The sequence below is a fragment of the Burkholderia alba genome, assembly GCF_034721475.1.
In the GTDB taxonomy this organism is placed as follows: Bacteria; Pseudomonadota; Gammaproteobacteria; order Burkholderiales; family Burkholderiaceae; genus Burkholderia; species Burkholderia alba.
Window position 1 is genome coordinate 25,635 of the sequence record NZ_JAWJWL010000020.1, and the last position, 25,375, is coordinate 51,009.

20 protein-coding genes are annotated in these 25,375 nt (G+C 66.8%); 16 read left to right on the forward strand and 4 right to left on the reverse strand.

The genetic code is table 11. From position 1 onward, the window contains the following. Positions 1-17: 17 nt before the first annotated feature. Both lysA and lptM read right to left on the reverse strand, forming a co-directional pair. Positions 18-1,289 carry a diaminopimelate decarboxylase gene (gene lysA / locus RZR99_RS22020; protein ID WP_323121887.1) on the reverse strand — a complete coding sequence of 424 codons (1,272 nt, stop codon included), beginning with the start codon at positions 1,287-1,289 and terminating at the stop codon, positions 18-20. 6 nt (positions 1,290-1,295) lie between these two features. After that, complete coding sequence (gene lptM, locus RZR99_RS22025) at positions 1,296-1,586, reverse strand: LPS translocon maturation chaperone LptM (protein ID WP_323121888.1); 291 nt, start codon at positions 1,584-1,586, stop codon at positions 1,296-1,298. 36 nt (positions 1,587-1,622) lie between these two features. Here lptM and cyaY point away from each other — a divergent pair, with 36 nt between their 5' ends. Then, positions 1,623-1,949, forward strand: a complete 327-nt coding sequence (gene cyaY / locus RZR99_RS22030; RefSeq protein WP_323121889.1) for an iron donor protein CyaY — start codon at positions 1,623-1,625, stop codon at positions 1,947-1,949. A gap of 102 nt (positions 1,950-2,051) precedes the next feature. Here cyaY and RZR99_RS22035 read toward each other — a convergent pair whose 3' ends face one another. Next, entirely contained in the window at positions 2,052-4,442 is a 2,391-nt protein-coding gene (locus RZR99_RS22035; RefSeq protein ID WP_323121890.1) for a penicillin-binding protein 1A, read from the reverse strand. A gap of 234 nt (positions 4,443-4,676) precedes the next feature. On the opposite strand from RZR99_RS22035, the gene pilM reads away from it, so the two are divergent. The 12 genes from pilM (at position 4,677) to ugpQ (ending at position 16,767) form a co-directional block, all read left to right on the forward strand. Continuing rightward, complete coding sequence (pilM, locus tag RZR99_RS22040) at positions 4,677-5,624, forward strand: pilus assembly protein PilM (protein ID WP_323121891.1); 948 nt, start codon at positions 4,677-4,679, stop codon at positions 5,622-5,624. Positions 5,625-5,656: 32 nt separating this feature from the next. Next, positions 5,657-6,277: a fimbrial protein gene (locus tag RZR99_RS22045; protein ID WP_323121892.1), complete on the forward strand. Its 621-nt coding sequence runs from the start codon at positions 5,657-5,659 to the stop codon at positions 6,275-6,277. Then, on the forward strand, positions 6,274-7,110 hold the full coding sequence (locus RZR99_RS22050) for a hypothetical protein (protein WP_323121893.1): 837 nt from the start codon (positions 6,274-6,276) through the stop codon (positions 7,108-7,110). Before RZR99_RS22045 ends, RZR99_RS22050 begins: the two co-directional genes overlap by 4 nt. Then, a complete protein-coding gene (locus RZR99_RS22055; RefSeq protein ID WP_323121894.1) occupies positions 7,107-8,648 on the forward strand; it encodes a type IV pilus secretin PilQ in 1,542 nt (513 codons plus the stop codon). The genes RZR99_RS22050 and RZR99_RS22055 overlap by 4 nt, the downstream gene beginning before the upstream one ends. Before the next feature lie 84 nt (positions 8,649-8,732). Next, complete coding sequence (locus RZR99_RS22060) at positions 8,733-9,287, forward strand: shikimate kinase (protein WP_323121997.1); 555 nt, start codon at positions 8,733-8,735, stop codon at positions 9,285-9,287. Beyond that, the gene (gene aroB, locus RZR99_RS22065; RefSeq protein WP_323121895.1) at positions 9,284-10,363 is read left to right on the forward strand and encodes a 3-dehydroquinate synthase; all 1,080 of its coding nucleotides are present in this window, start codon (positions 9,284-9,286) and stop codon (positions 10,361-10,363) included. Before RZR99_RS22060 ends, aroB begins: the two co-directional genes overlap by 4 nt. Before the next feature lie 43 nt (positions 10,364-10,406). Next, positions 10,407-11,636, forward strand: a complete 1,230-nt coding sequence (locus tag RZR99_RS22070) for a deoxyguanosinetriphosphate triphosphohydrolase (protein WP_407655488.1) — start codon at positions 10,407-10,409, stop codon at positions 11,634-11,636. Positions 11,637-11,719: 83 nt separating this feature from the next. Further along, positions 11,720-13,045, forward strand: coding sequence for a sn-glycerol-3-phosphate ABC transporter substrate-binding protein UgpB (ugpB, locus tag RZR99_RS22075; RefSeq protein WP_323121896.1), 1,326 nt, complete (start codon positions 11,720-11,722; stop codon positions 13,043-13,045). Between the two features lie 106 nt (positions 13,046-13,151). Beyond that, positions 13,152-14,036, forward strand: coding sequence for a sn-glycerol-3-phosphate ABC transporter permease UgpA (ugpA, locus tag RZR99_RS22080; RefSeq protein WP_323121897.1), 885 nt, complete (start codon positions 13,152-13,154; stop codon positions 14,034-14,036). Further along, positions 14,033-14,878, forward strand: a complete 846-nt coding sequence (ugpE, locus tag RZR99_RS22085) for a sn-glycerol-3-phosphate ABC transporter permease UgpE (RefSeq protein ID WP_323121898.1) — start codon at positions 14,033-14,035, stop codon at positions 14,876-14,878. The genes ugpA and ugpE overlap by 4 nt, the downstream gene beginning before the upstream one ends. A 23-nt stretch (positions 14,879-14,901) precedes the next feature. After that, positions 14,902-15,987, forward strand: coding sequence for a sn-glycerol-3-phosphate import ATP-binding protein UgpC (locus RZR99_RS22090; protein ID WP_323121899.1), 1,086 nt, complete (start codon positions 14,902-14,904; stop codon positions 15,985-15,987). Positions 15,988-16,002: 15 nt separating this feature from the next. Next, entirely contained in the window at positions 16,003-16,767 is a 765-nt protein-coding gene (ugpQ, locus tag RZR99_RS22095) for a glycerophosphodiester phosphodiesterase (protein WP_323121900.1), read from the forward strand. Between the two features lie 142 nt (positions 16,768-16,909). On the opposite strand, the gene RZR99_RS22100 is transcribed toward ugpQ, so the two are convergent. Continuing rightward, positions 16,910-17,641, reverse strand: a complete 732-nt coding sequence (locus RZR99_RS22100) for an OmpW/AlkL family protein (protein ID WP_323121901.1) — start codon at positions 17,639-17,641, stop codon at positions 16,910-16,912. Positions 17,642-17,830: 189 nt separating this feature from the next. Here RZR99_RS22100 and RZR99_RS22105 point away from each other — a divergent pair, with 189 nt between their 5' ends. From RZR99_RS22105 to RZR99_RS22115, 3 genes are all read left to right on the forward strand, one after another. Further along, complete coding sequence (locus tag RZR99_RS22105) at positions 17,831-18,544, forward strand: transposase (RefSeq protein WP_323121902.1); 714 nt, start codon at positions 17,831-17,833, stop codon at positions 18,542-18,544. 301 nt (positions 18,545-18,845) lie between these two features. Next, entirely contained in the window at positions 18,846-23,549 is a 4,704-nt protein-coding gene (locus tag RZR99_RS22110) for a glutamate synthase-related protein (RefSeq protein WP_323121903.1), read from the forward strand. Between the two features lie 94 nt (positions 23,550-23,643). Continuing rightward, the gene (locus tag RZR99_RS22115; RefSeq protein ID WP_323121904.1) at positions 23,644-25,110 is read left to right on the forward strand and encodes a glutamate synthase subunit beta; all 1,467 of its coding nucleotides are present in this window, start codon (positions 23,644-23,646) and stop codon (positions 25,108-25,110) included. Positions 25,111-25,375 lie beyond the last annotated feature (265 nt).

Genomic DNA, 25,375 nt, shown 5'->3' on the forward strand with positions numbered 1-25,375 from the left:
CGTATGCGGCGGCGCGCCTACTCGTTGTCCGGCAGGATCGCTTCGTTTTCGAACAGGCTTTCGATCGTCTCGCGCGGCCGCACCAGGTACGCGTTCGCGTCGTCGACCAGCACTTCGGCCGCGCGCGGGCGGGTGTTGTAGTTCGAACTCATCGTGAAACCGTACGCGCCCGCCGAGCGGATCGCGAGCAGATCGCCCGGCTCCAGCGCGAGCGCGCGGTCGCGGCCCAGCCAGTCGCCGCTTTCGCACACGGGGCCGACCACGTCGTACACCGTCGGCGCGAGGTCGCTGCGCGGCTTCACGGCCTCGATCGCGTGAAACGCCTGGTACATCGCCGGACGGGCGAGATCGTTCATCGCGGCGTCGACGATCGCGAAATTCTTGTCCTCGCCCGGCTTCAGGAATTCGACCCGGGTCAGCAGGATGCCTGCATTGCCCGTCAGCGAACGGCCCGGTTCGAAGAACACTTCACGATGGCCGTGGCCGCGCGCGTCGATCCGTTCGAGCAACGCGCGTACGAACGCGCCGATCTCGGGCGGCGTTTCGTCGTCGTAGGCGATGCCGAGGCCGCCGCCGACATCGACGTGATGGATCTTCACGCCGTCGGCTTCGATCTGTTCGACGAGATCGAGCAGCTTGTCGATCGCGTCGAGATACGGACTGAGTTCGGTGATCTGCGAACCGATATGGCAATCGATGCCGACGACGTGCAGATTGGGCAGCGCGGCGGCGGCACGATAGGTGGCGCGCGCATCGCCGAACGCGACGCCGAACTTGTTCGCCTTGAGACCGGTCGAGATATACGGGTGGGTTTTCGGATCGACATCCGGGTTCACGCGCAGCGATACCGGCGCGCGCTTGCCGAGCGCGCCCGCGACCGCGTTCAGGCGATCGAGCTCGGGAATCGATTCGACGTTGAAGCATTTGACGCCCGCTTCGAGCGCGACGCGCATTTCGTCGGCGCTCTTGCCCACGCCGGAAAACACCGTGTGTTCCGCCTTGCCGCCGGCTGCCAGCACGCGGGCCAGCTCGCCGCCCGACACGATGTCGAAGCCTGCGCCGAGCCGGGCGAACACGTTCAGCACGCCGAGGTTGCTGTTTGCCTTGACGGCGACGTGGATGGCCGCGCGGCGACCCTCGCATGCATCGGCGTAAGCACGGTAAGCGGCCGTCAGCGCCGCGCGCGAATAGACGAACAGCGGGGTGTCGAAATGTTCGGCGAGCTTGTCTGCAGGGATGCCTTCGGCGTGCAGCGTGCCGTCGACGAAATCAAAAGCGGCTTGAGTCATGCGCGATTATTGAGCGGGGGTGGCATCGGAGGCCGGGGCGGGCGCCGTGCGCAGCACGCCTTGCGGCGCCAGTTCGGGCGACAGCGTGAGCGGCGTGCCGGATACATCGGGAGCGGTGCCGCTGCGGGCCGAGGCCGTTTCGGCGTCGGGCGCCACATCGGACGGCGACGGCTGCATCTGTTCGATCGGTTTGGGCGGCAGAGGCGGCACGGTGGGCAGGTAAAGCGCGCCGTTTTGACCGCAGCCGGCAAGCGCCAAAGCCGCTACAATCGCGCTCATCTGGAAAACGACTCGCATGATCGTCCCTAAACAATTGAATCGATAGAGTTTAGCATGTCCGACACTGAATACCTGACCCGAGCCGAGGCCGTGCTGGCCGCCGTCGAGCGCGCGGTCGACGATGCCAACGAAGGCGACGCCGATATCGACCTGGAGCGTAACGGCAGCGTGCTGACGCTCACGTTCGAAAACGGTTCGAAGATCATCGTGAATCTTCAGCCGCCGATGAAAGAGGTATGGATCGCCGCGAAGGCGGGCGGTTTCCATTTCCGCTACACCGAGGGCGCTTGGCACGATACGCGCAGCGGCCGGGAGTTCTACGCGGCGATGACCGACTATGCGACGCAGCAGGCGGGCATGCCGGTGAAGTTCGGCGCCTGAGTTGCGTGAAGCCGGCCTCCGGTAGCGGGGGCGGCGCGCGTGATGGCGGTCATGAAAGAAAAAGCGGCCCGCGGGCCGCTTTTTCCGTTTTCCGGGGCGGCGTCAGTTGCCGCGGAACAGGTTCATGATGTCCTGCTTTTCCTGCTCGCCGACATGCTCGGGAACCGGGCCCGACGCATCGTCCGGCGACGCCGCTTGGCTCACGCCGACGGTCGCGACGAATCCATGGCCCGGCGTGAACTCGCTGAAATACAGTTCGTTGCCGAGTGTTTCGACACCGTCCGGCGTCGGCATCCGGTATTCCGGGACGTTCTTCAGCGCCGGGGCCATGTAGTCGATCCACACCGGCAATGCGAGACCGCCGCCGGTTTCGCGGTCGCCGAGGCTGCGCGGACTGTCGTAGCCGATCCAGGCGATGGCCGCGAGCGTGTGCTGGTAGCCCGCGAACCATGCATCGCGCGAATCGTTGGTCGTGCCGGTCTTGCCGCCCAGATCGGTGCGTTTCAGCACGTTCGTCTTTGCGCCGGTGCCGCGCTGCGCGACGCTCTGCAGCAAGCTGTTCATCACGAAGGCATTGCGCGGGTCGAGCACGCGCGGCGCGTTCTGTTCGGCGACGAGCGGCTGCGCGCGCACGACCACGTTGCCGCTCGGATCGGTGACTTCGGCGATCAGATACGGATTGACCCGGTAGCCGCCGTTCGCGAACACCGAGAACGCGCCGGCCATCTGCAGCGGCGTGACGAGACCCGCGCCGAGCGCCATCGGCAGATAGGCCGGATGACGATCGGCGTCGAAGCCGAAGCGGGTGATGTACTGCTGCGCATACTTCGTGCCGATGTGATTCAGGATCCGGATCGACACGAGGTTGCGCGAGCGCTGCAGCGCGGTCCGCATCGACATCGGGCCTTCGAAGCCGCCGCCGTAGTTCTTCGGCTCCCATGGCTGACCGCCCGTTTCGGCCGCGCTGAAATACAGCGGGCCGTCGTTGATGATGGTGGCCGGCCCGAGCCCCTTGTCGAGCGACGCCGAGTAGATGAACGGCTTGAACGACGAACCCGGCTGCCGCCACGCCTGCGTGACGTGATTGAACTTGTTCTTGTTGAAGTCGAAGCCGCCCACCAGCGAGCGGATCGAACCGTCCTGCGGCACGATCGAGATGAACGCGCCTTCGACCTGCGGCAACTGCGTGATCGCCCACTGGCCGTTGTCGTTCTTCACGACGCGAACGATCGCGCCCGGCCGGATCCGCCGGCTCGGCTGCGCGTTGGCCGACAGCGAGCCGGACGCGAAGCGCAGGTTGTCGCCGTCGATCGTCGCGGTGCTGCCGTCGACGAAGGTGACCTGGATCTGGCGCGGGTTCGCGTCGGTGACGACGGCCGCGATCAGCTCGCCGTTGTCCGGGTGTTCGAGCAGTGCGTCGTCGATCGCCTGCTCGCGGTCGTCGGTGCTCGCGGGCAGCTCGATGAACCCTTCCGGCCCGCGATAGCCGTGGCGGCGCTCGTAGTCCATGAGGCCCTTGCGCAGCGAGCGGTAGGCGACGGTCTGGTCGGCCGAGTCGATCGTCGTCACGACGTTGAAGCCGCGCGTGTAGGTCTCGTCCTTGTACTGCGCGTACATCATCTGGCGCACCATTTCCGCGACGTATTCAGCGTGCACGCTGTATTCGCGGCTCGCGCCCTTGACGACCAGCGGCTGCTTGATCGCATCGTCGTATTGGTCGCGGGTGATGAAGTTCAGTTCGAGCATCCGTTGGAGGATGTATTCCTGCCGCACCTTCGCGCGCTTCGGGTTCACGACCGGGTTGTACGCGGACGGCGCCTTCGGCAGCCCGGCGAGCATCGCCGCCTCCGCGAGCGTCAGGTCCTTCAGATCCTTGCCGAAATACACGCGCGCGGCGCTCGCGAAGCCGTACGCGCGCTGGCCCAGATAGATCTGATTCATGTAGACCTCGAGAATCTGATCCTTTGTCAGCGCGCGCTCGATCCGGTAGGCGAGCAGCATTTCGTAGATCTTGCGCGTATAGGTCTTTTCGCTCGACAGGAAGAAGTTGCGCGCGACCTGCATCGTGATCGTGCTCGCGCCCTGGGTCGCATGGCCGTTCGTCAGCGCGACGAAGCCCGCGCGCAGGATGCCTGTCAGGTCGACGCCGCCGTGATCGTAGAAGCGCGCATCCTCGATCGCGAGCACGGCTTTCTTCAGCGAGTCGGGCACGTCCTGGATATGGACGATGTCGCGCCGTTCCTCGCCGAACTCGCCGATCAGCACGTGATCGGCCGTATAGATGCGCAGCGGTACCTTCGGACGGTAGTCGGTCAGCGCATCGAGCGACGGCAGGTTCGGCGACGCGACAACGAGCGCGTAGCCGAGCACCAGCCCGGCGCAGACGCCGAGCGCGACGCACACGCCGGCAAAGCCGAGCAGCAGCTTCATCCATAGCGGGCGCTTGCGCGGTTCGGGCGCGGGAGGCGGGGACGTAGGAGTCGTGGATTGCATAGGCACACCAAAAAACAGTCCCGCGATTATAGCCGTCCGGTCCGAGCGCTCCCGACGGCCGGCCGCCCCGCCGGATTTCGGCGGGGCGGCATCGCGTATGCGGCCAATGTAGCGCGTTCCCGTGCGGATCGGCGCGCGTTGGCCGTTCGGCCGACTGCCCGCCGTGGCCCGGTTTTCGCAGAATTGCCTTCATGCGGCGCCCCCATCCGAGGGGGCGCGAATCGGAGGGAAGGAATGCGAGAGCGACGTTCGTTATTGTCGGTCGGCCGCCGTTTCGCGGCGGGGATCGACGTGAGTCCGCGTGCGGTGCGGGTCGCGGTGTTGAGCCGGCGGCGTGTGTCGCGCAGCCGGGTGCGGGTAGATGCGCTCGCGGTCGAGCCGCTGCCCGCCGGGGCGTTCGCCGTGACGGGCGACGGGGATTGGGCGGCGGTGGCGCGCGCGTTGTCCGCGGCGATGGACCGGGTGCGGAGCGCGCGGTGCCGAAGCGCATTGCATGGCGTGATGGCGCTGCCTCGCGCCGCGCTGACGCTCGCGTCGCTCGATCTGCATCGCATGGCGCTGCGCGACGGCGCGCATGCGCATGTCGAGCCGGCGGCGCTCGCGGCGGCCGAGCGGGCCACGGGGCAGGCGCGCGATGCGCTTGCGCTGGACTGGCGAGTCGAGGGGCCGGGCGCGGCGACGGTCGTGGCCACGGCGCGGGCGCATGTCGATACGCGGGTGGAGGCGGCCGCATCGGCCGGGGTCGCGCTGGTCGCGATCGACGGCGAGCCTTACGCGGCGTTGCGCGCGATTCGCCACGTCGCACGGCGGGAAGCGAGCGTCGGCGAACCCTACCTCGCGATCTGGGTCGGCTGTGGCGGCGTGCATGGCTGGCTGGTCGCGGCCGGCCGCGTGGAGCGCGAGATCTGTTACCCGGCGCCCGAGCACGCGGATCTGGCGGATGCATTGCGCGGGCTTGCGCAGACGGGGGCGGCGCGTTGCGCGTTCGTTGCAGGCGACGCCGAGCTGCTTGGGGGCGCACGGATCTCATTGGCCGACGTCGCCGATCTGCTGGGCTGCGTCGTGCTGCCGTTCGAATGCGCGGGACTGTGTCATCCGGCCCGGCCGGCCGGCGACGCGCTGGCGCGGTCCCCCGCTTTTGCGGTCGCGGTCGGTCTTGCGCTGCGCGGGGTGTTCGAGTGAGCTGGCATCCGTGGCATGGCGTAAGGCGCGCATTGCAGCAGCGGCGTTCGGCGCTCGGCGGGGTCAACCTGCTGCCGTACCGGGCGCGCGATACGCGGCGGGTACGCCGTCGCATCGTTTGCGAGATATCGGTGGCCGCCCTGGTCGGGCTGGCCGCCATGGCGATATGGAGCGCGGCTCGGGCGGTGCAAAGTGCGCGGTTCGACGCGCAGCGCCGGCAGGTCGAGCAGCGGCTCGCGGCATGGGCGCCGCAGCTGGTCGCGGCGGAGCAGGCGGCCCGTCTGTTCCGCGACGAGCAGATGCGCGGCACGCAGGCGCTTGAACGGGCCGCGCCGCGTCGGCGGGTGCTCGATCTGTTCGACCTGCTGCGGCGCGTGCGCTACGACGGCGTGCGGTTGCGGTCGATTCGCGCGGGCGAATCCGAAGCGTCGATCGAGGTCAGCGCGGCGGACCCCGCCGCCGCCACGCATTGGCTCCGGCAAATCCAGATGGAGCGAGGCGACTGGACGTTCGAGGTGGCGGGGCTGCAAGCCGTCCATGCCGTGTCGGCGAGGGAGTCCGGGCAGCGCCGAGCCCTCGCGTTTTCGGTCCGGATTCGCTGGCCGTCGCCCGGTCCGGCGCGCGCGGCCGGCGTGGCGCGGGAGGGAGCATGAATCCGATGCTTGCCCAGCGCCGCGTGGGCGCCGGTCGGTACGCCGTGCCTGTCGAGATCGTGGTTCGTAGTGCCGCGTGCGCGGCGATCGCGTGCGGTGTGCTCGTGTGTGGCCTGCTCGTGGCGAACCGGGCGGATTGGGGTGGCGCTGCGCGCAGCCGCGCCGCGCTGGGCGAAGTGGCGGTGCGCGACCTGCAGGCGAGGCGGCTGCTTGCGGCGGCGTCGGCGAATCGGGCGTCGGCGAGGCGCACCGGCCCCGTCGAGGCGGGCGATGTGCTCGCGCGCCTCGTGTTGCGTCTCGCGGACCTCGCGGAAGCGAGCGGCCTGCGGATACGCGAACTGGATCGACTGGCGGTCTCGCATGACGGCGGACCGGCCGACGGTCCCCGCGCGGATTGGCTGAAATTGAGTGCGGAAGGTGACTTTACGGCGATTCAGCGGTTCGTCGCCGGGCTGGCGTCGTTGCCGGTGCTCGTCGTGCCCGCCGCCCTGACCGTGCAACGTGGGGGGCGGGCAGGCGTCATCGAGGTCCGGTTGGCCGTGTTTGCGGCGTTGCCGCCGGGGAGGGGCGAGGTCGTGGCGGACCGGGGCGGTCTGGGTCACGTCGATCCGTTCGCCGACACGTCGACGGGGGCGGGCCCCTCGGCACGGCTGGTCGGCGTGCTGCGGGATCGACGCCTCGGTCTGGCGATGTTCGAATTGGACGACAGCGCTTGGCTGATCGCGGAAGGCCAGCGGTTCGGCGACGAACGGATCGCGAGGATCGATATCGGCGGGGTGACGCTGGCGAAGCCGGGCAGCACGCGACGGGTGTCGATGGCGGAGGCGGGATGATCCGGGTGCGCTTGTTGATCTGGATCGGGTGCGCGCTGGGCGCTGCGGAGGTCTTCGCCGTTGGGCTGCCGCCGTTGCCGGCCGGCATGCCGGTCGACGGTGCGCTCGGCTCGGCGGGGCTCGCGCCGTACTCGAACGAAGCGGACGTCGATGCCGCGCCGGTCGGGCGGGGCGGCGGTCTGCCGGGGGCCGCGACGTCGGTCGATGACTCCGCCGCGCGCCTGGCCGGCGATGGAGCCGCGGCGGCTTCGGGCGGCGCCGGCACGGAGATGCTGGAAGGGCCGCCGGTTCCGCTGGCGCCGGCGGCGCGGATGAGCGATTCGCTCGGCGGGCGCGATGGCGAATCCGCGGCGGGCTCGTCGGACGACGATCGCCCCATCTCGCTGCATCTGCATGACGCGAGCCTTGCCGCCGCATTCGACGCGTTTGCCCGCTTCACCGGTCTCGACATCGTCGTCAGCGAACAGGTGCGCGGCAACGTGTCGTTACGTCTGAATAATGTCGGGTGGCGCAGCGCGTTCGATGCGCTGCTGGATGCCAACGGGCTGGCGATGGCGCGGCGCGGGCGGGTGATCTGGGTCGCGCCGGTCGCGGAGCTGGCGGCCCGCGAGCGTCAGCGTTTCGAGGCGCATGCCCGGGCGGCCGAACTCGAGCCGCTCGTGAGCCGCACCTTCCTGCTGCACTACCCACGTGCCGCCGAGGTTCAGCGCCTGCTGTCCGGCGCCGGCGGGCAGCGGATCCTGTCGAAGCGCGGCGCCGTGCTGGCCGATCCGAGGACCAACCTGCTGTTCGTCACCGATGTGGCGGCGCGCGTCGCGCAGATCGCGGATCTCGTCGCTCAGCTTGACCAGCCGTCGCGCCAGGTCCTGATCGAGGCCCGGATCGTCGAAGGCGAGCGGGGCTTTTCCCGCCACCTCGGCGTGCGGCTCGCGCTGCGCGCCGCGCACGGCGGATCGTTGGTCGACCTGTCCGCCCGGCCGCTGGCGGGGTTCGATGCGGCGACGGCGGGTCTGACGCTTTTTGCGGCCGGCGCGAGCCGCGTGCTCGATCTCGAATTGAGTGCGCTGGAGGCGGATGGACGCGGGCAGATCGTGTCGAGTCCGCGGGTCGTCACGGCGGACCGGACCCGGGCGATCGTCGAACAGGGGACCGAACTGCCTTACCAGGCCAAGGTCGGCAACGGCATGTCGGGCGTCCAGTTCCGCCGCGCGACGCTCAAGCTGGAGGTGGAGCCGCAGATCACGCCCGACGGGCGGGTAATCCTCGATCTCGACGTGGCGAAGGACAGCGTCGGCGAGCAGACGGCCTCCGGACCGGCCATTCACACGAAGCATGTGCAAACCCGCGTGGAGGTGGAAAATGGCGGAACGGTGTCGATCGGGGGCATCTACGCGAGTGACGTCCGCGACGATCTGACTCGGGTGCCGCTGTTGGGCAAAATACCGATTCTGGGCGCGCTTTTCCGGCATCGGGCACAACGGGAGCAACGTGGCGAACTCGTGGTTTACATCACGCCGAGGGTGGTAACGGGCCCCTGAAACCCGATCGACCCAGGCTCGACAAGGCGGCCGCTTTGCCAGTAAGCTGCGCCACACCAGTAAGAATTGAAGCAGAGGAAGCCGTTGCAAGCGCGGGACTCACACGCAAACGTATTTTTCGTCGGACTCATGGGGGCGGGTAAAACCACCGTGGGCCGGGCGGTCGCGCGCCGTCTCGACAGGCCGTTCTTCGATTCCGATCACGAAATCGAGGCCCGTACCGGCGCGCGCGTTCCCGTGATCTTCGAACTCGAGGGCGAAGCCGGATTCCGCGAGCGCGAGGCGCAGATGATCGATGAGCTGACGCAACGCGAGAACGTCGTGATTGCGACGGGCGGCGGCGCGATCCTGCGCGAGGAAAATCGCACATACCTGAATTCGCGCGGCCTCGTCGTTTATCTGCGCGCCAATCCGCACGATCTCTGGCTGCGCACCCGCAAGGACAAGAATCGCCCGCTGCTGCAGACGGACGATCCGAAAGCGAAGCTCGAGGCGCTCTACGAAGCGCGCGATCCGCTGTATCGCGAATGCGCGCATTTCGTCATCGAAACCGGCCGGCCGTCCGTCAACGGGCTCGTCAACATGGTGCTGATGCAGCTCGAGATGGCGGGCATCGTCGCCAAGCCACTACAAGCATGATTACTGTCAATGTCGACCTGGGCGAGCGCGCCTACCCGATCCACATCGGCGCCGATCTGATCGGCCGCACCGAACTGTTCGCCCCGCACATCGCCGGCGCGTCCGTCACGATCGTCACCAACACGACCGTCGATCCGCTGTACGGCGATGCGCTGCGCGCGGCGCTGGCCCCGCTGGGCAAACAGGTGTCGACAGTCGTGCTTCCGGACGGCGAGGCGCACAAGAACTGGGCCACCCTCAACCTCATTTTCGACGGTCTCCTCACGGAGCGCGCGGATCGCAAGACGACGCTGATCGCGCTCGGCGGCGGTGTCGTCGGCGACATGACGGGTTTTGCCGCCGCGTGCTACATGCGCGGCGTGCCGTTCATCCAGGTACCGACCACGCTGCTGTCGCAGGTCGATTCGTCGGTGGGCGGCAAGACCGGCATCAACCATCCGCTCGGCAAGAACATGATCGGCGCGTTCTACCAGCCGCAGGCCGTGATCGCCGACATCGGCGTGCTGCGCACGCTGCCCGAGCGCGAGCTGGCGGCGGGTCTCGCCGAAGTGATCAAGACGGGTGCGATCGCCGACGCCGATTTCTTCGACTGGATCGAGGCGAACGTCGCCGCGCTGAATCGCCGCGAGCCGGCCGCGCTGGCCGAGGCGGTCAAGCGCTCGTGCGAGATCAAGGCCAGCGTGGTGGCGGCCGACGAGCGCGAAGGCGGCCTGCGCGCGATCCTCAATTTCGGTCACACGTTCGGCCATGCGATCGAGGCCGGGCTCGGCTACGGCGAATGGCTGCACGGCGAGGCAGTCGGCTGCGGAATGGCGATGGCGGCCGATCTGTCGGTGCGCGTCGGTCATCTCGACGAAGCGTCGCGCGAGCGCCTGAACCGCGTGATCGCGGCCGCGCACCTGCCGACCCGGGCCCCGCAACTCGGGCAGACGCGCTACATGGATCTGATGCGCGTCGACAAGAAGGCGGAGGCGGGCTCGATCAAGTTCATCCTGCTCAAACGCCTGGGCGAGACGATCATCACCCCGGCACCGGACGACGCGGTCTACGCAACCCTGGACGCCAGCATCCGGTAATCCAGGCACCCGCCGGACCGGCACCCTAGACGTGGAGGAGACGGTGAGCGACACATCCAGCGAATTGCCACGCCAGACCCGCGCCGCCGCATCCGGCGCGCCGGCCGCGGGCCCCGTGGCCGCGCCGACCATCGCCGCGCTGGAGGCGCACCTCGCGCCGTATGCCGCGCACTCGTCGCAGTCGCGCGGCAGGCGATATCGGGAAGCTCCGCCCGCCGCCCGTACCGAATTCCAGCGCGATCGCGACCGCATCGTCCATTCCACCGCGTTCCGGCGGCTCGAATACAAGACCCAGGTGTTCGTGAATCACGAGGGCGACCTGTTCCGGACGCGTCTCACGCACAGCCTCGAAGTCGCGCAGATCGCCCGGTCGGTCGCGCGCAATCTCCGGCTGAACGAAGATCTCGTCGAAGCGATCTCGCTTGCGCACGACCTCGGCCATACGCCGTTCGGCCATGCGGGCCAGGATGCGCTCAATGCATGCATGCGCGATCACGGGGGCTTCGAGCACAATCTGCAAAGCCTCGCCGTCGTCGACGAACTGGAGGAGCACTACGGGGCGTTCAACGGCCTGAACCTGTGCTTCGAGACCCGCGAGGGCATTCTCAAGCACTGCTCGCGAGAGCATGCGCGCCAGCTCGGCGAGCTGGGCGAGCGGTTCCTGCAGGGGCGGCAGCCGTCGCTCGAGGCGCAGATCGCCAACATCGCCGATGAAATCGCGTACAACAACCACGATGTCGACGACGGCCTGCGTTCGGGGCTGATCTCGATCGAACAGCTCGCCGAAGTCGAGCTGTGGCAGGGCCACTACGAGGCGGCGCTGGTCGACTACCCGCACCTGGAAGGCCGCCGTCTGGTGCACGAGACGGTGCGTCGGATCATCAATGCGCTGATCGTCGATCTGATCGACGCGACCACCCGCAATCTCGCCCGCGCCGCGCCGGCGTCGCTCGACGACGTGCGCGCCGCGCCGCCGCTCGTCGCGCACAGCGAGCAGATCGCCGGCCAGGCGGCGGCGCTCAAGCGCTTTCTGTTCAAGAACCTGTACCGGCATTACCGCGTGATGCGGATGGCGAACAAGGCCCAGCGGGTGGTCAAGGGGCTGTTCGACGCGTTCATCGGCGATCCGCGTCTGCTGCCGCCCGCCTATCAGGCATCCGGCGCGTCCGATGCGGTGCAGCAGCCGCGCCTCGTCGCGCACTACATCGCCGGGATGACCGATCGCTTCGCGTTGAAGGAGTATCAACGCCTGTTTGTCATGGACGATAACTAAACTGCCCGGTCTTGTTCGCCACGGGCGCATAACCGGTGCGGCGCATGCGCGCCCGCACCGCCACCAAGGAAGGAGATAGGTCGATGAAATACAAGACGCTGGTTCGCTCGCTCGCGCTGGGCTCAGCCATGTGGTTCGGCGCGCAGCATGCCGCCCTCGCCGCAACCGAGATCCAGTTCTGGCACGCGATGGAGGCGGCGCTCGGCGAGCGCGTCAACGATATTGCCGCGCAATTCAACGCGTCGCAAAGCGACTACAAGATCGTGCCCGTCTACAAGGGCACCTACGACCAGGCGCTGGCCGCCGGCATCGCCGCGTACCGCGGCGGCAACGCGCCGGCGATCCTGCAGGTGTACGAAGTGGGCACCGCGACGATGATGCAGGCGAAGAAGGCGGTCCTCCCGGTCTCCGACGTGTTCAAGCAGGCCGGCGTGCCGCTCGACGAAAAGACCTTCGTGCCGACGATCTCGAGCTACTACAGCGATGCGAAGACGGGCCGCCTGGTGTCGATGCCTTTCAACAGTTCGACGCCCGTCCTGTACTACAACAAGGACGCGTTCAAGAAGGCGGGCCTCGATCCGAACCAGCCGCCCAAGACCTGGGCGGACGTGAAGGCCGATGCCGAGAAACTGCGCAAGGCGGGTTACGCATGCGGCTATACGACCGGCTGGCAAGGCTGGATTCAGCTCGAGAACTACAGCGCGTGGCATGCGCTGCCGTTCGCGAGCCGCAACAACGGCTTCGACGGCACCGATGCGGTGCTCGAATTCAACAAGCCGCAGCAGATCGCGCATATCCAGTTCCTGCAGGACATGGCGAAGGACGGCACGTTCACCTACGTGGGCCGCAAGGACGAGGCGTCCTCGAAGTTCTACAGCGGCGACTGCGGGATCATGACCGGCTCGTCGGGTTCGCTCGCGACGATCCGCAAGTACGCGAAGTTCGAGTTCGGCACCGGCATGATGCCGTATGACGCGAACGTCAAGGGCGCGCCGCAGAACGCGATCATCGGCGGTGCGAGCCTGTGGGTGCTGGCGGGCAAGGATCCGGCCACCTACAAGGGCGTCGCGAAGTTCCTCGCGTACCTGAGCTCGCCCGCCGTGGCCGCGAAGTGGCACCAGGACACGGGCTACCTGCCGGTGACGACGGCCGCCTACGACCTCACGCGCGAACAGGGCTTCTACGCGAAGAATCCGGGCACCGACACCGCGATCAAGCAGATGCTGAACAAGCCGCCGCTGCCTTACACGAAGGGGCTGCGGCTCGGCAACATGCCGCAGATCCGCACGATCATCGACGAGGAGCTGGAGCAGGTCTGGGCGCAGAAGAAGACGCCGAAGGCCGCGCTCGATTCCGCGGTGTCGCGCGGCGACGACCTGTTGCGCCGGTTCGAGAAGTCCGGCAGCTGAACCCGCCCGCCGCCGCGCCGCGGCGCCGCCCGCCTGCGTCGGTGACGAGGCGCGGCGGCGCGGGCCGGTGGCCTGTTTCGTTTGACGCTCGATCGGAGTCCTTTCGATGCAATCCCGTTCCCGCTTCGGCACGAGCGTGCTGCCCTATCTGCTGATCGCACCGCAGCTCGCGATCACCGCGCTGTTCTTCCTGTGGCCCGCCGGCGAGGCGCTGTGGCAGTCGACCCAGTCGCAGGATGCATTCGGCACGTCCAGCGAGTTCGTCGGCTTCGACAACTTCGCGCACCTGTTCGCCGATCCGCTGTACCTCGATTCCTTCAAGACGACGCTCGTGTTCAGCACGCTCGTGACCGTGTGCGGGCTGCTCGTATCGCTGCTGCTCGCCGCGTGCGCCGATCGCGTGATACGCGGCGCGCGGGTTTATCGCACGCTGCTGATCTGGCCTTACGCGGTCGCCCCGACCATTGCCGCCGTGCTGTGGGCGTTTCTGTTCAATCCGAGCATCGGCATCATCACGTATGGGCTCGCGAAGTACGGCATCGTCTGGAACCATGCGCTGAACGGCGGCCAGGCGATGTTCCTGGTCGTGCTCGCGTCGGTCTGGAAGCAGGTCAGCTACAACTTCCTGTTCTTCTATGCCGGGCTGCAGGCGATCCCGCGCTCGCTGATCGAGGCGGCCGCGATCGACGGCGCGGGCCCGGTGCGGCGCTTCTTCAACATCGCGTTGCCGCTCTTGTCGCCGACCAGCTTCTTCCTGCTGGTCGTGAACCTGGTCTATGCGTTCTTCGACACTTTCCCGGTGATCGATGCCGCCACCCAGGGCGGTCCGGCGCAAAGCACCAAGACCCTGATCTACAAGATCTTCGCCGAAGGCTTCCAGGGGCTCGACATCGGCAGCTCGGGCGCCCAGTCGGTCGTGCTGATGGTGATCGTGGTGGGCCTCACGGTCGTGCAGTTCCGTTTCGTCGAACGCAAGGTGCAATACGCATGATCGAGAATCGCAAGGGTTTCGACTTCTTCTGCCACGCGGTGCTGGCCGCGGGGATCATGCTGATCGTGTTCCCCGTGTACGTCGGCTTCTGCGCGGCGACGATGAACGCGCAGGAAGTGTTCACGGTGCCGATGTCGCTGGTGCCGAGCACGCACCTGTTCGAGAATATCGCCTACATCTGGCGCCACGGCAGCGGCGGCACCACGACGCCGTTCGGCGTGCTGCTGTTCAACAGCTTCGTGATGGCGTTCGCGATCGCGGTCGGCAAGATCGCGGTGTCGATCCTGTCCGCCTACGCGATCGTGTATTTCCGCTTCCCGTTTCGCAACACCGCGTTCTGGCTGATCTTCGTCACGCTCATGCTGCCGGTCGAGGTGCGGATCTTCCCGACCGTGCAGGTGGTGTCGACGCTGCATCTGTCCAACACCTACGCCGGCCTGACGCTGCCGCTGATCGCGTCGGCGACCGCCACCTTCCTGTTCCGCCAGTTCTTCATGACGCTGCCGGACGAACTGATGGACGCTGCCCGCATCGACGGCGCGGGCGCGCTGCGCTTCTTCTGGGACGTGGTGTTGCCGCTGTCGAGGACCAGCATCGCGGCGCTGTTCGTGATCACCTTCATCTACGGCTGGAATCAGTATCTGTGGCCGATCCTGATCACGACGGACGCATCGCTGTCGACGGCCGTGGTCGGAATCAAGACGATGATCGCGAGCGGCGACACCGCGACCGAATGGCATCGCGTGATGGCGGCGACGCTGCTCGCGATGCTGCCTCCCATGGTTGTGGTGCTCGCGATGCAGCGCTGGTTCGTGCGCGGCCTCGTGGACTCGGAAAAATAAACGTTACTGGAGATTTTCGACGAATGGCTGCGCTGAGCTTGAAGGGCGTCAGGAAGACCTACGACGGCAAGCAGTACGTGCTGCACGGTATCGACGTGGAGGTCGCCGACGGGGAATTCATCGTGCTGGTCGGGCCTTCCGGCTGCGGGAAATCGACGCTGCTGCGGATGATCGCCGGCCTCGAGACCGTGTCGGACGGCGAGATTTCGATCGGCGAGCGGGTGGTGAACACGCTGGAGCCGAAGGATCGCGACATCGCGATGGTGTTCCAGAACTACGCGCTGTATCCGCACATGACGGTCGCCCAGAACATGGGCTACGGACTCAAGATCCGCGGCATCGAGCGCGCGGCGATCGACGCGCGCGTCGCGTCGGCCGCGAAGATCCTCGAACTCGAGCCGCTGCTGCAGCGGCGGCCGCGCGAGCTGTCGGGCGGCCAGCGGCAGCGGGTCGCGATGGGACGCGCGATCGTGCGCGAGCCGGCGGTGTTCCTGTTCGACGAGCCGCTGTCGAATCTCGACGCGAAGCTGCGCGTGCAGATGCGCCTGGAGATTCAGCGGCTGCACGCGCGGCTCGCGACCACCAGCGTCTACGTGACGCACGACCAGATCGAGGCCATGACGCTCGCGCAGCGCGTGATCGTGATGAACCGCGGCTACGCGGAACAGATCGGCGCGCCCGTCGACGTCTACGAGAAGCCGGCGACCACCTTCGTCGCGGGGTTCATCGGTTCGCCGGCGATGAACCTGCTGCACGGGCGGCTGTCGGAGGACGGCGCGCGCTTCGAGGTGGCGGACGGCGGCCCGCGCCTGCCGGTGGCCGGGGCGCCCGGTATCGGCGCCGGGATCGCGACCGGCCGCGACTGGATTCTCGGCGTGCGTCCGGAGCACATGACGCCGCAGCCGGGTACCGCGCAGGCGCCGCTCGTCGTCGATTCGTGCGAGCTGCTGGGCGCGGACAACCTCGTGCACGGCCGCTGGGGCAAGCACGACGTCGCGGTGCGTCTGCCGCACGGCGACCGCCCGCCGCGCGGCGATCTGCTGCCGGCCGCGCTGCCGGCGCACCGGCTGCATTTCTTCGACCCAGAGACCGGCAAGCGCGCCGACTGACGCAGGACGGACCCCATGACGACACTGACCGATTGGCCTTATCCCCGCGTGGTGGCTCACCGCGGGGGCGGCAAGCTGGCGCCCGAGAACACCCTGGCCGCCCTCGACGAGGGCGCGCGACGCGGGCACCGGATGGTGGAGTTCGACGCGAAGCTGTCGTCGGACGATATCGCGTTCCTGCTGCACGACGATACGGTCGACCGAACGTCGAACGGTACCGGCCCGGCGTTGCAAAAACGCTACGCCGAACTGGCGGGTCTCGACGCGGGCGGGTGGTTCGACGCGCGTTTCGCGGGGGAGCGGATGCCGACGCTGGAGCAGGCAGCGGCGCGCTGCCTGCAGCTCGGGCTGTTCGCGAATGTCGAGATCAAGCCGTGTCCGGGGCGCGAAGCCGAGACCGGGCGGCTCGTTGCCGAGGAAGCGGCGTTGCGCTGGCGCGACGCCGCGGTGCCGCCGTTGCTGTCGTCGTTCTCGTTCGCGGCGCTGGAGGCGGCCAGGGCGGCCGCGCCGGCACTGCCGCGCGGGATGCTGTACGAGGAATTGCCGGCCAACTGGCGCGAGGAAACCATCGACGCGCTGGGCTGCGTGGCGCTGCACGCGCATCACGCGCAGTTCAACGCGGCATTGGTGCAGGAAATCCGCGACGCGGGGCTGCGGATTCTCGTCTATACGGTCAACGATCCCGAGCGGGCGCTGGAACTGGCGGGCTGGGGTGTCGACCTGGTCTGCACCGACCGGATCGACCTGATCGGCCCGCATTTCCTCGATTCCCCCGCATGATCCGGCGCCACGCGCGCGACGCGCGTGCGAAAACCCCGTCGGTTGCCCGACGGGGCGCGAGAGTGTGACCGTCTCGTAACGCCTGGAAAATTCCGCTACAAATTGCAGCGGAATTAACCATTCCCCAAATATTCGACTACGCTTAGAAGCGGTAGCCGACGTTCAGGTAGGTGACGATCGGGTTCAGGTTGATCTTCGCCTGCGCAACTTGCGTCAGCGTGCCGACCTGGGTGGCGCGCTGGGTCGTCAGCGTGGCCAGCAGGCTCACCGGGATGTACGACACGGACAGGCCGGCGAACCAGTGCTTGTTGAAGTTGTAGTTGAAGCCGGCATTGAAAACAGGCGCCCACTGATTGCTCGTTTCGACCTTGGTCGGGCCGCCGAGCACACCCTGCTGGAACGCGCCGTTGGTGATCTTCGCGCCCGTGAACCAGATGTAGGTCGCGCCGACGCCGACGTACGGACGGAACTTCGCATCCGCGCCGTTGAAGTAGTACTTGAGCAGGAGCGCCGGGCTCCATTGGTATGCATGACCGAGCACGCCGAATTGCTGGAAGGCGCCTTCACCGTTCAAATTGAACCTTGGCGGAATCCCGGCGACAAATTCAGCAGCGATGTGATCGGTGACGAAGTAACCGGCCGCGAGGCCGATAGTGTCGGCATTGTCGATGCCGGCGCCGGTGTTGGGTACGTCGTGGTTGACGGGGCTGCCGCCCACGCTCAGAACTTTCAGCGGCTTGCTGCTGTCTTGGGGGGCAAGGTGGAACCAGCCCGTGGTGACGTAAACGCTTCCTGCCGATTGCGCTTGGGCGGCTGTGGCAGCCGCCATGAATGCAAGCGCTACGGCCCCCGTAATGGCCAGTTTTTGTTTCATCCTTTGTCTCCTCCAATAAAGGCGTGCCCATTATGACCACGACGTTTCAAACAGAACAGAGTTGTAAGTTAGAGTTTTCTCCCTAGGATTCGCACGACCGTACTGTTTCCCGCACCGCGCCGGGCTTTGCGCGGATGCACCAACTCGAGCCTTCGGGTATCTCCTAACGCGATCAAACGGACATTCAGCATGGCACGGCTAGCACGACTCTATGTTCCCGATCAGCCGCAGCACGTGATTCTGCGCGGCCTCGATCAGCAACCGGCGTTCGTCGACGACCAGGATTACGAACTCTTCATCGATTGCCTGAAGGCGGCGGCGCGCGATCACCACCTGGCGGTGCATGCGTATGTGCTGTTGCCGCGCCAGGTGCAGCTGCTCGTCACGCCGAGCGACGAGGCGAGCCTGCCGAAGGCGATGCAGGCGGTCGGCAGGCGCTACGTTGCGCATTTCAACCGGCGCTATTCGCGGCGCGGCACGCTGTGGGAAGGGCGCTACCGCGCGACCGTGATCGAAGGCGAGCGCTATTTCCTGCTGGCGAGCCGCGTGGTGGAGCTGAGTCCGGTGCGCGCGCAGCTCGTCGCGACGGCGGAGGCCTATCGCTGGTCGAGCTACCGGCACCACATCGGCCTGACCGTCGACAGCCTGATCACCGATCACCCGCTCTATTGGGCGCTCGGCAATACGCCGTTCGAGCGACAGCGCGCGTACAAGGAACTGTGCGAGCAGCCGCTCGACGAGCGGCAGGCCGATCAGCTGCAGCAGGCCACCTTGAAGGGCTGGGTGCTGGGCGGCGAGACCTATCGCGAATGGGCGGCCCGCACGGCGAACCGGCGCGTGTCGCCGCTGCCGCGTGGACGGCCGCGCAAGGTGCGCGAGAACACCCCGCCGATCCAGCAGTGAGCGCAGCGTGATCGCGTGACCGGCGGACGCGGAAGCGGCATCCAAGGATGCCGCTTCTTTTTGCCCCATTTTGATGCGGAACTAATAAAAAGTGCTGACCGTGCACCAAGCTGATAATTGGGGATCTATCAATGGCATTTATTTGCTATTCCTTTGATTCGTCGCGTATATTCCGAATTCCGGCGGTCCCGGGCGCACGGCGCCCGTCCTCGGCCAGCCGCGTCGCAGTTCGCCGGGAGGCGCAGCGACGGGCAACAACAAAACGGTTAACGGCCCTAGGCCCCTTACAGACGGTGTCCCCATGAACGACCACCAGCAGCCGCACCGCGCGGTTCCCGCCGCGCAAGGTCTGTACGACCCGCAAAACGAGCACGACGCCTGCGGCGTCGGCTTCGTCGCTCACATCAAGGGCAAGAAAAGCCACGAGATCATCGAGCAGGGCCTGAAGATCCTGGAGAACCTCGATCACCGCGGCGCCGTGGGCGCCGATCCGTTGATGGGCGACGGCGCGGGTATCCTGATCCAGATCCCGGACGCGTTCTACCGCGAGGAAATGGCGAAGCAGGGCGTGACCTTGCCGCCTGCCGGTGAATATGGGGTCGGTATGATTTTCCTGCCGAAGGAAAGCGCGTCGCGGATCGCGTGCGAGCAGGAGCTGGAGCGCACGGTGAAGGCCGAGGGGCAGGTCGTACTGGGCTGGCGCGACGTGCCGGTCGACGCCGCCATGCCGATCTCGCCCACCGTGAAGGCCACCGAGCCGATCATCCGCCAGATCTTCATCGGACGCGGCAAGGACATCATGGTGACGGACGCGCTCGAGCGAAAGCTCTACGTGATCCGCAAGACCGCGAGCCACCGGATCCAGGCGCTCAAGCTCAAGCACGGCAAGGAATACTTCGTGCCGTCGATGTCGGCGCGCACGGTGGTCTACAAGGGGCTGCTGCTCGCGGGCCAGGTCGGCGTGTACTACCGCGACCTGCAGGACGAGCGCGTCGTGTCGGCGCTCGCGCTGGTGCACCAGCGCTTCTCGACCAACACGTTCCCGGCCTGGGAGCTGGCGCACCCGTACCGGATGATCGCGCACAACGGCGAGATCAACACCGTGAAGGGCAACGTGAACTGGCTGAACGCCCGCACCGGCGCGATCGCGAGCCACGTGCTCGGCGACGATCTGCCGAAGCTGTGGCCGCTGATCTACCCGGGCCAGTCGGATACGGCGTCGTTCGACAACTGCCTCGAACTGCTGGTGATGGCGGGCTATCCGCTCGTCCACGCGGTGATGATGATGATTCCCGAGGCGTGGGAACAGCACACGCTGATGGACGACAACCGCCGCGCGTTCTACGAATACCACGCCGCGATGATGGAGCCGTGGGACGGCCCCGCCGCGATCGCGTTCACCGACGGCCGCCAGATCGGCGCGACGCTCGACCGCAACGGCCTGCGTCCCGCGCGCTACCTGATCACCGACGACGACCTCGTCATCATGGCGTCGGAATCGGGCGTGCTGCCGATCCCCGAATCGAAGATCGTCAAGAAGTGGCGGTTGCAGCCGGGCAAGATGTTCCTGATCGACATGGAACACGGCCGCATCATCGACGACAAGGAACTGAAGGACAACCTCGCGAACGCGAAGCCGTACAAGAGCTGGATCGATGCGGTGCGCATCAAGCTCGACGAGATCGAGCCGAAGGAAGAGGACGTCGCGGCCGAGCGCCGCGAGTCGGCGGCGCTGCTCGACCGCCAGCAGGCGTTCGGCTATACGCAGGAGGATCTGAAGTTCCTGATGGCGCCGATGGCGCAGGCGGGCGAAGAGGCGGTCGGCTCGATGGGCAACGACTCGCCGCTCGCGGTGATGTCGAACAAGAACAAGACGCTGTACCACTATTTCAAGCAGCTGTTCGCCCAGGTGACGAACCCGCCGATCGACCCGATCCGCGAAAACATGGTGATGTCGCTCGTGTCGTTCATCGGTCCGAAGCCGAACCTGCTCGACACCAACAACATCAACCCGCCGATGCGGCTCGAGGTGTCGCAGCCGGTGCTCGACTTCAAGGACATCGCGAAGATCCGCGCGATCGACCAGTACACCGGCGGCAAGTTCAGCGCGTACGAGCTGAGCATCTGCTATCCGGTCGCGTGGGGCAAGGAAGGGATCGAGGCGCGCCTCGCCTCGCTGTGCGCGGAAGCCGTCGACGCGGTGAAGTCCGGCTACAACATCCTGATCGTGTCGGACCGCAGGACCGACGCCGAGCATGTCGCGATCCCCGCGCTGCTCGCGACCGCGGCGATCCACACCCACCTTGTCCACCAGGGCCTGCGCACCAGCTCGGGCCTCGTCGTCGAAACCGGCTCGGCGCGCGAAACGCACCACTTCGCGCTGCTCGCCGGCTACGGCGCGGAGGCCGTCCATCCGTACCTCGCGATGGAAACGCTCGCGAAGATGGCGGACGGACTGTCCGGCGACCTGTCGGCCGACAAGGCGATCTACAACTTCACGAAGGCGGTCGGCAAGGGCTTGCAGAAGGTGATGTCCAAGATGGGCATCTCCACCTACATGTCGTACACCGGCGCGCAGATCTTCGAGGCGCTCGGCCTGTCGACCGATCTCGTCGAGAAGTACTTCAAGGGCACGGCGTCGAAGGTCGGCGGTATCGGCCTGTTCGATGTCGCGGAGGAAGCGATCCGCCTGCATCGCGATGCGTTCGGCGACGATCCGGTGCTGGCCGGCATGCTCGACGCGGGCGGCGAGTACGCATACCGCGTGCGCGGCGAGGACCACATGTGGACGCCCGACACGATCGCGAAGCTACAGCACTCGGCCCGCAGCAATTCGTATCAGACGTACAAGGAATACGCGAACCTGATCAACGATCAGACCCGCCGTCACATGACGTTCCGCGGCCTGTTCGAGTTCAAGGTCAATCCGGCGAAGGCGATTCCGATCGACGAAGTGGAGTCGGCGAAGGAGATCGTGAGGCGTTTCGCGACGGGCGCGATGTCGCTCGGTTCGATCAGCACCGAAGCGCACGCGACGCTCGCGATCGCGATGAACCGGATCGGCGGCAAATCGAACACGGGCGAGGGCGGCGAGGACGAGAACCGCTATCGCAACGAGTTGCGCGGCATTCCGATCAAGACGGGCGACACGCTGAAGTCGATCATCGGCGACGAAATCGTGCGCGACATCCCGCTGCAGGACGGCGATTCGCTGCGCTCGAAGATCAAGCAGGTCGCGTCGGGCCGGTTCGGCGTGACGGCGCAGTACCTCGCGTCGGCCGACCAGATCCAGATCAAGATGGCGCAGGGCGCGAAGCCCGGCGAAGGCGGCCAGCTGCCGGGCCACAAGGTGTCCGAGTACATCGGCAAGCTGCGCTACTCGGTGCCGGGCGTCGGCCTGATCTCGCCGCCGCCGCACCACGACATCTACTCGATCGAGGATCTGGCGCAACTGATCCACGACCTGAAGAACGTGAACCCGGTCGCGAGCATCTCGGTGAAGCTGGTGTCGGAAGTGGGCGTCGGCACGGTCGCGGCGGGCGTCGCGAAGGCGAAGGCCGACCACGTCGTGGTCGCCGGCCACGACGGCGGCACGGGCGCGTCGCCGTTGTCGTCGGTGAAGCACGCGGGCACTCCGTGGGAGCTGGGTCTCGCCGAAACGCAGCAGACGCTGGTGCTGAACCGCCTGCGCGGCCGTATCCGCGTGCAGGCCGACGGCCAGATGAAGACGGGCCGCGACGTCGTGATCGGCGCGCTGCTCGGCGCCGACGAATTCGGCTTCGCGACGGCACCGCTCGTCGTCGAAGGCTGCATCATGATGCGCAAGTGCCACCTGAACACCTGCCCGGTCGGCGTCGCGACGCAAGATCCGGTGCTGCGCGCGAAGTTCTCGGGCCAGCCGGAACACGTCGTCAACTTCTTCTTCTTCATCGCGGAGGAAGTGCGCGAGATCATGGCGCAGCTCGGCATCGCGAAGTTCGACGACCTGGTCGGCCGCGCCGACCTGCTCGACACCCGCAAGGGCGTCGAACACTGGAAGGCGAAGGGGCTCGATTTCTCGCGCGTGTTCTATCAGCCGGAAGTCGCCGACGAAGTGGCCACCCGCCATGTCGACGTGCAGGATCACGGCCTCGAGCGCGCACTCGACCACACGCTGATCGAGAAGGCGAAGGCGGCGATCGATCGCGGCGAGCACGTGTCGTTCATCCAGCCGGTGCGCAACGTGAACCGGACGGTCGGCGCGATGCTGTCGGGCGTGATCGCGAAGCAGCACGGCCACGACGGCCTGGCCGACGATGCGATCCACATCCAGCTGAAGGGGACGGCGGGCCAGAGCTTCGGCGCGTTCCTCGCGAGGGGCGTGACGCTCGACCTCGTCGGCGACGGCAACGACTACGTCGGCAAGGGTCTGTCGGGCGGCCGCATCATCATCCGTCCGACCAACGATTTCCGCGGCAAGTCCGAGGAAAACATCATCTGCGGCAACACGGTGATGTACGGCGCGCTCGAAGGCGAAGCCTTCTTCCGCGGCGTCGCGGGCGAGCGCTTCTGCGTGCGCAATTCGGGTGCGACGGCCGTGGTGGAAGGCACGGGCGATCACGGCTGCGAATACATGACGGGCGGCACGGTGGTCGTGCTGGGCGAGACCGGCCGGAATTTCGCGGCCGGCATGTCGGGCGGCCTCGCGTACGTGTACGACCCGGACGGGTCGTTCGCGGCGAAGTGCAACAAGGCGATGGTCGCGCTGGAGCCGGTGCTGCAGCTGGCGGAGCAGGAGCGCACCGTCGATCGCGCGCTGTGGCATGCGGGCGCCACCGATGAAGCGCTGCTGAAGGGATTGATCGAACGTCACTTCCAGTTCACGGGTTCGCCGCGCGCGAAGTCGCTGCTGGAAAACTGGGACGCGGCGCGGCGCCAGTTCGTGAAGGTGTTCCCGCACGAATACAAGCGCGCGCTCGGCGAAATCGGTGCGAAGAAGGCCGCGAAGGAAGTGCTCGCAGCCTGATCCACGACCGACCCGACGACATCGCAGATGCGCCCGCCGCGAACGGCGGGCGCGGCTCCCCTCACTCCGATACACAGATTCAGACGAGAACCTTATGGGCAAGGCAACCGGTTTTCTGGAGTTCGAACGCCGCCACGAGGCGTACGAAGCACCGCTCACGCGCGTGAAGCACTACAAGGAATTCGTCGCGGCGCTGACCGACGACGACGCGAAGGTCCAGGGCGCGCGCTGCATGGATTGCGGCATTCCGTTCTGCAACAACGGCTGCCCGGTCAACAACGTCATTCCCGACTTCAACGACCTGGTGTTCCGGCAGGACTGGCGTACCGCGATCGAGGTGCTGCACTCGACCAACAATTTCCCCGAATTCACGGGCCGGATCTGTCCGGCGCCGTGCGAGGCGGCCTGTACGCTCGGGATCAACGACGATCCGGTCGGCATCAAGTCGATCGAGCACGCGATCATCGACAAGGCATGGACGGAAGGCTGGGTCGAACCGCAGCCGAACGCGCACAAGACCGGCAAGAAGGTCGCCGTGGTCGGCTCGGGCCCGGCCGGGCTCGCCGCCGCGCAGCAGCTCGCGCGCGCCGGGCATGACGTGACGGTGTTCGAGAAGAACGACCGGGTCGGCGGTCTGCTGCGTTACGGGATTCCCGATTTCAAGCTCGAGAAGTGGCTGATCGATCGCCGGATGCGCCAGATGGAGGCGGAAGGCGTGACGTTCCGCACCAGCGTGTTCATCGGCAAGGATCCGCTGCCCGAGACCATCGGCTCGACGGCGAAGGAAACGATCTCGCCCGATGCGCTGAAGGACGAGTTCGATGCGGTGGTGGTGGCGGGCGGTTCCGAAACGCCGCGCGATCTGCCGGTGCCGGGCCGCGAGCTGACGGGCATTCATTACGCGATGGAGTTCCTGCCGCAGCAGAACAAGGTGAACGCGGGCGACAAGATCGTCGACCAACTGGTGGCGAAGGGCAAGCACGTCGTCGTGATCGGCGGCGGCGATACCGGCTCCGACTGCGTCGGCACGTCGAACCGCCACGGCGCGAAGCAGGTCACCCAGTTCGAACTGCTGCCGCAGCCGCCCGAGGAAGAGAACAAGCCGCTCGTGTGGCCGTACTGGCCGATCAAGATGCGCACGTCGTCGTCGCACGAAGAAGGATGCGAGCGCGACTGGGCGGTCGCGACGAAGCGCTTCGAAGGCAAGAACGGCAAGGTCGACAAGCTGATCGCGGTGCGCGTCGAGTGGAAGGACGGCAAGATGCAGGAGGTCGCCGGGTCGGAGTTCGAGATCAAGGCCGATCTCGTGCTGCTGGCGATGGGCTTCACGCAGCCGGTCGCGCCGGTGCTCGAGGCGTTCGGCGTCGCGAAGGATGCGCGCGGCAACGCGCGCGCGTCGACCGAAGGCGAGCGCGCGTACTACACGTCGGTGGACAAGGTGTTCGCGGCGGGCGACATGCGGCGCGGCCAGTCGCTCGTCGTGTGGGCGATCCGCGAAGGCCGCCAATGCGCGCGCTCCGTCGACGCCTATCTGATGGGTCGCTCCGAGCTGCCGCGCTGAAGCCGGCGCGGGTTCCGCCTCGTTCCGAAAAACCGGGCGTCCGACAGGACGCCCGGTTTTTTCATGGGGTGCCGGTTTCGCCGGGTCTCGCGCAACATGACGGCATCGTCGCGCAACACACATCCAATCGCACATACCCACCTTGCAATTTTCATCTCAATTCTTTCGATTTCGTAAGAATCCGATCAACCTGTCATATCATGACGCCCCTTGCCCGGCGATGACCTCGGGCAAAAGACAATCTGACCCTGATCAGGAGGCTAGT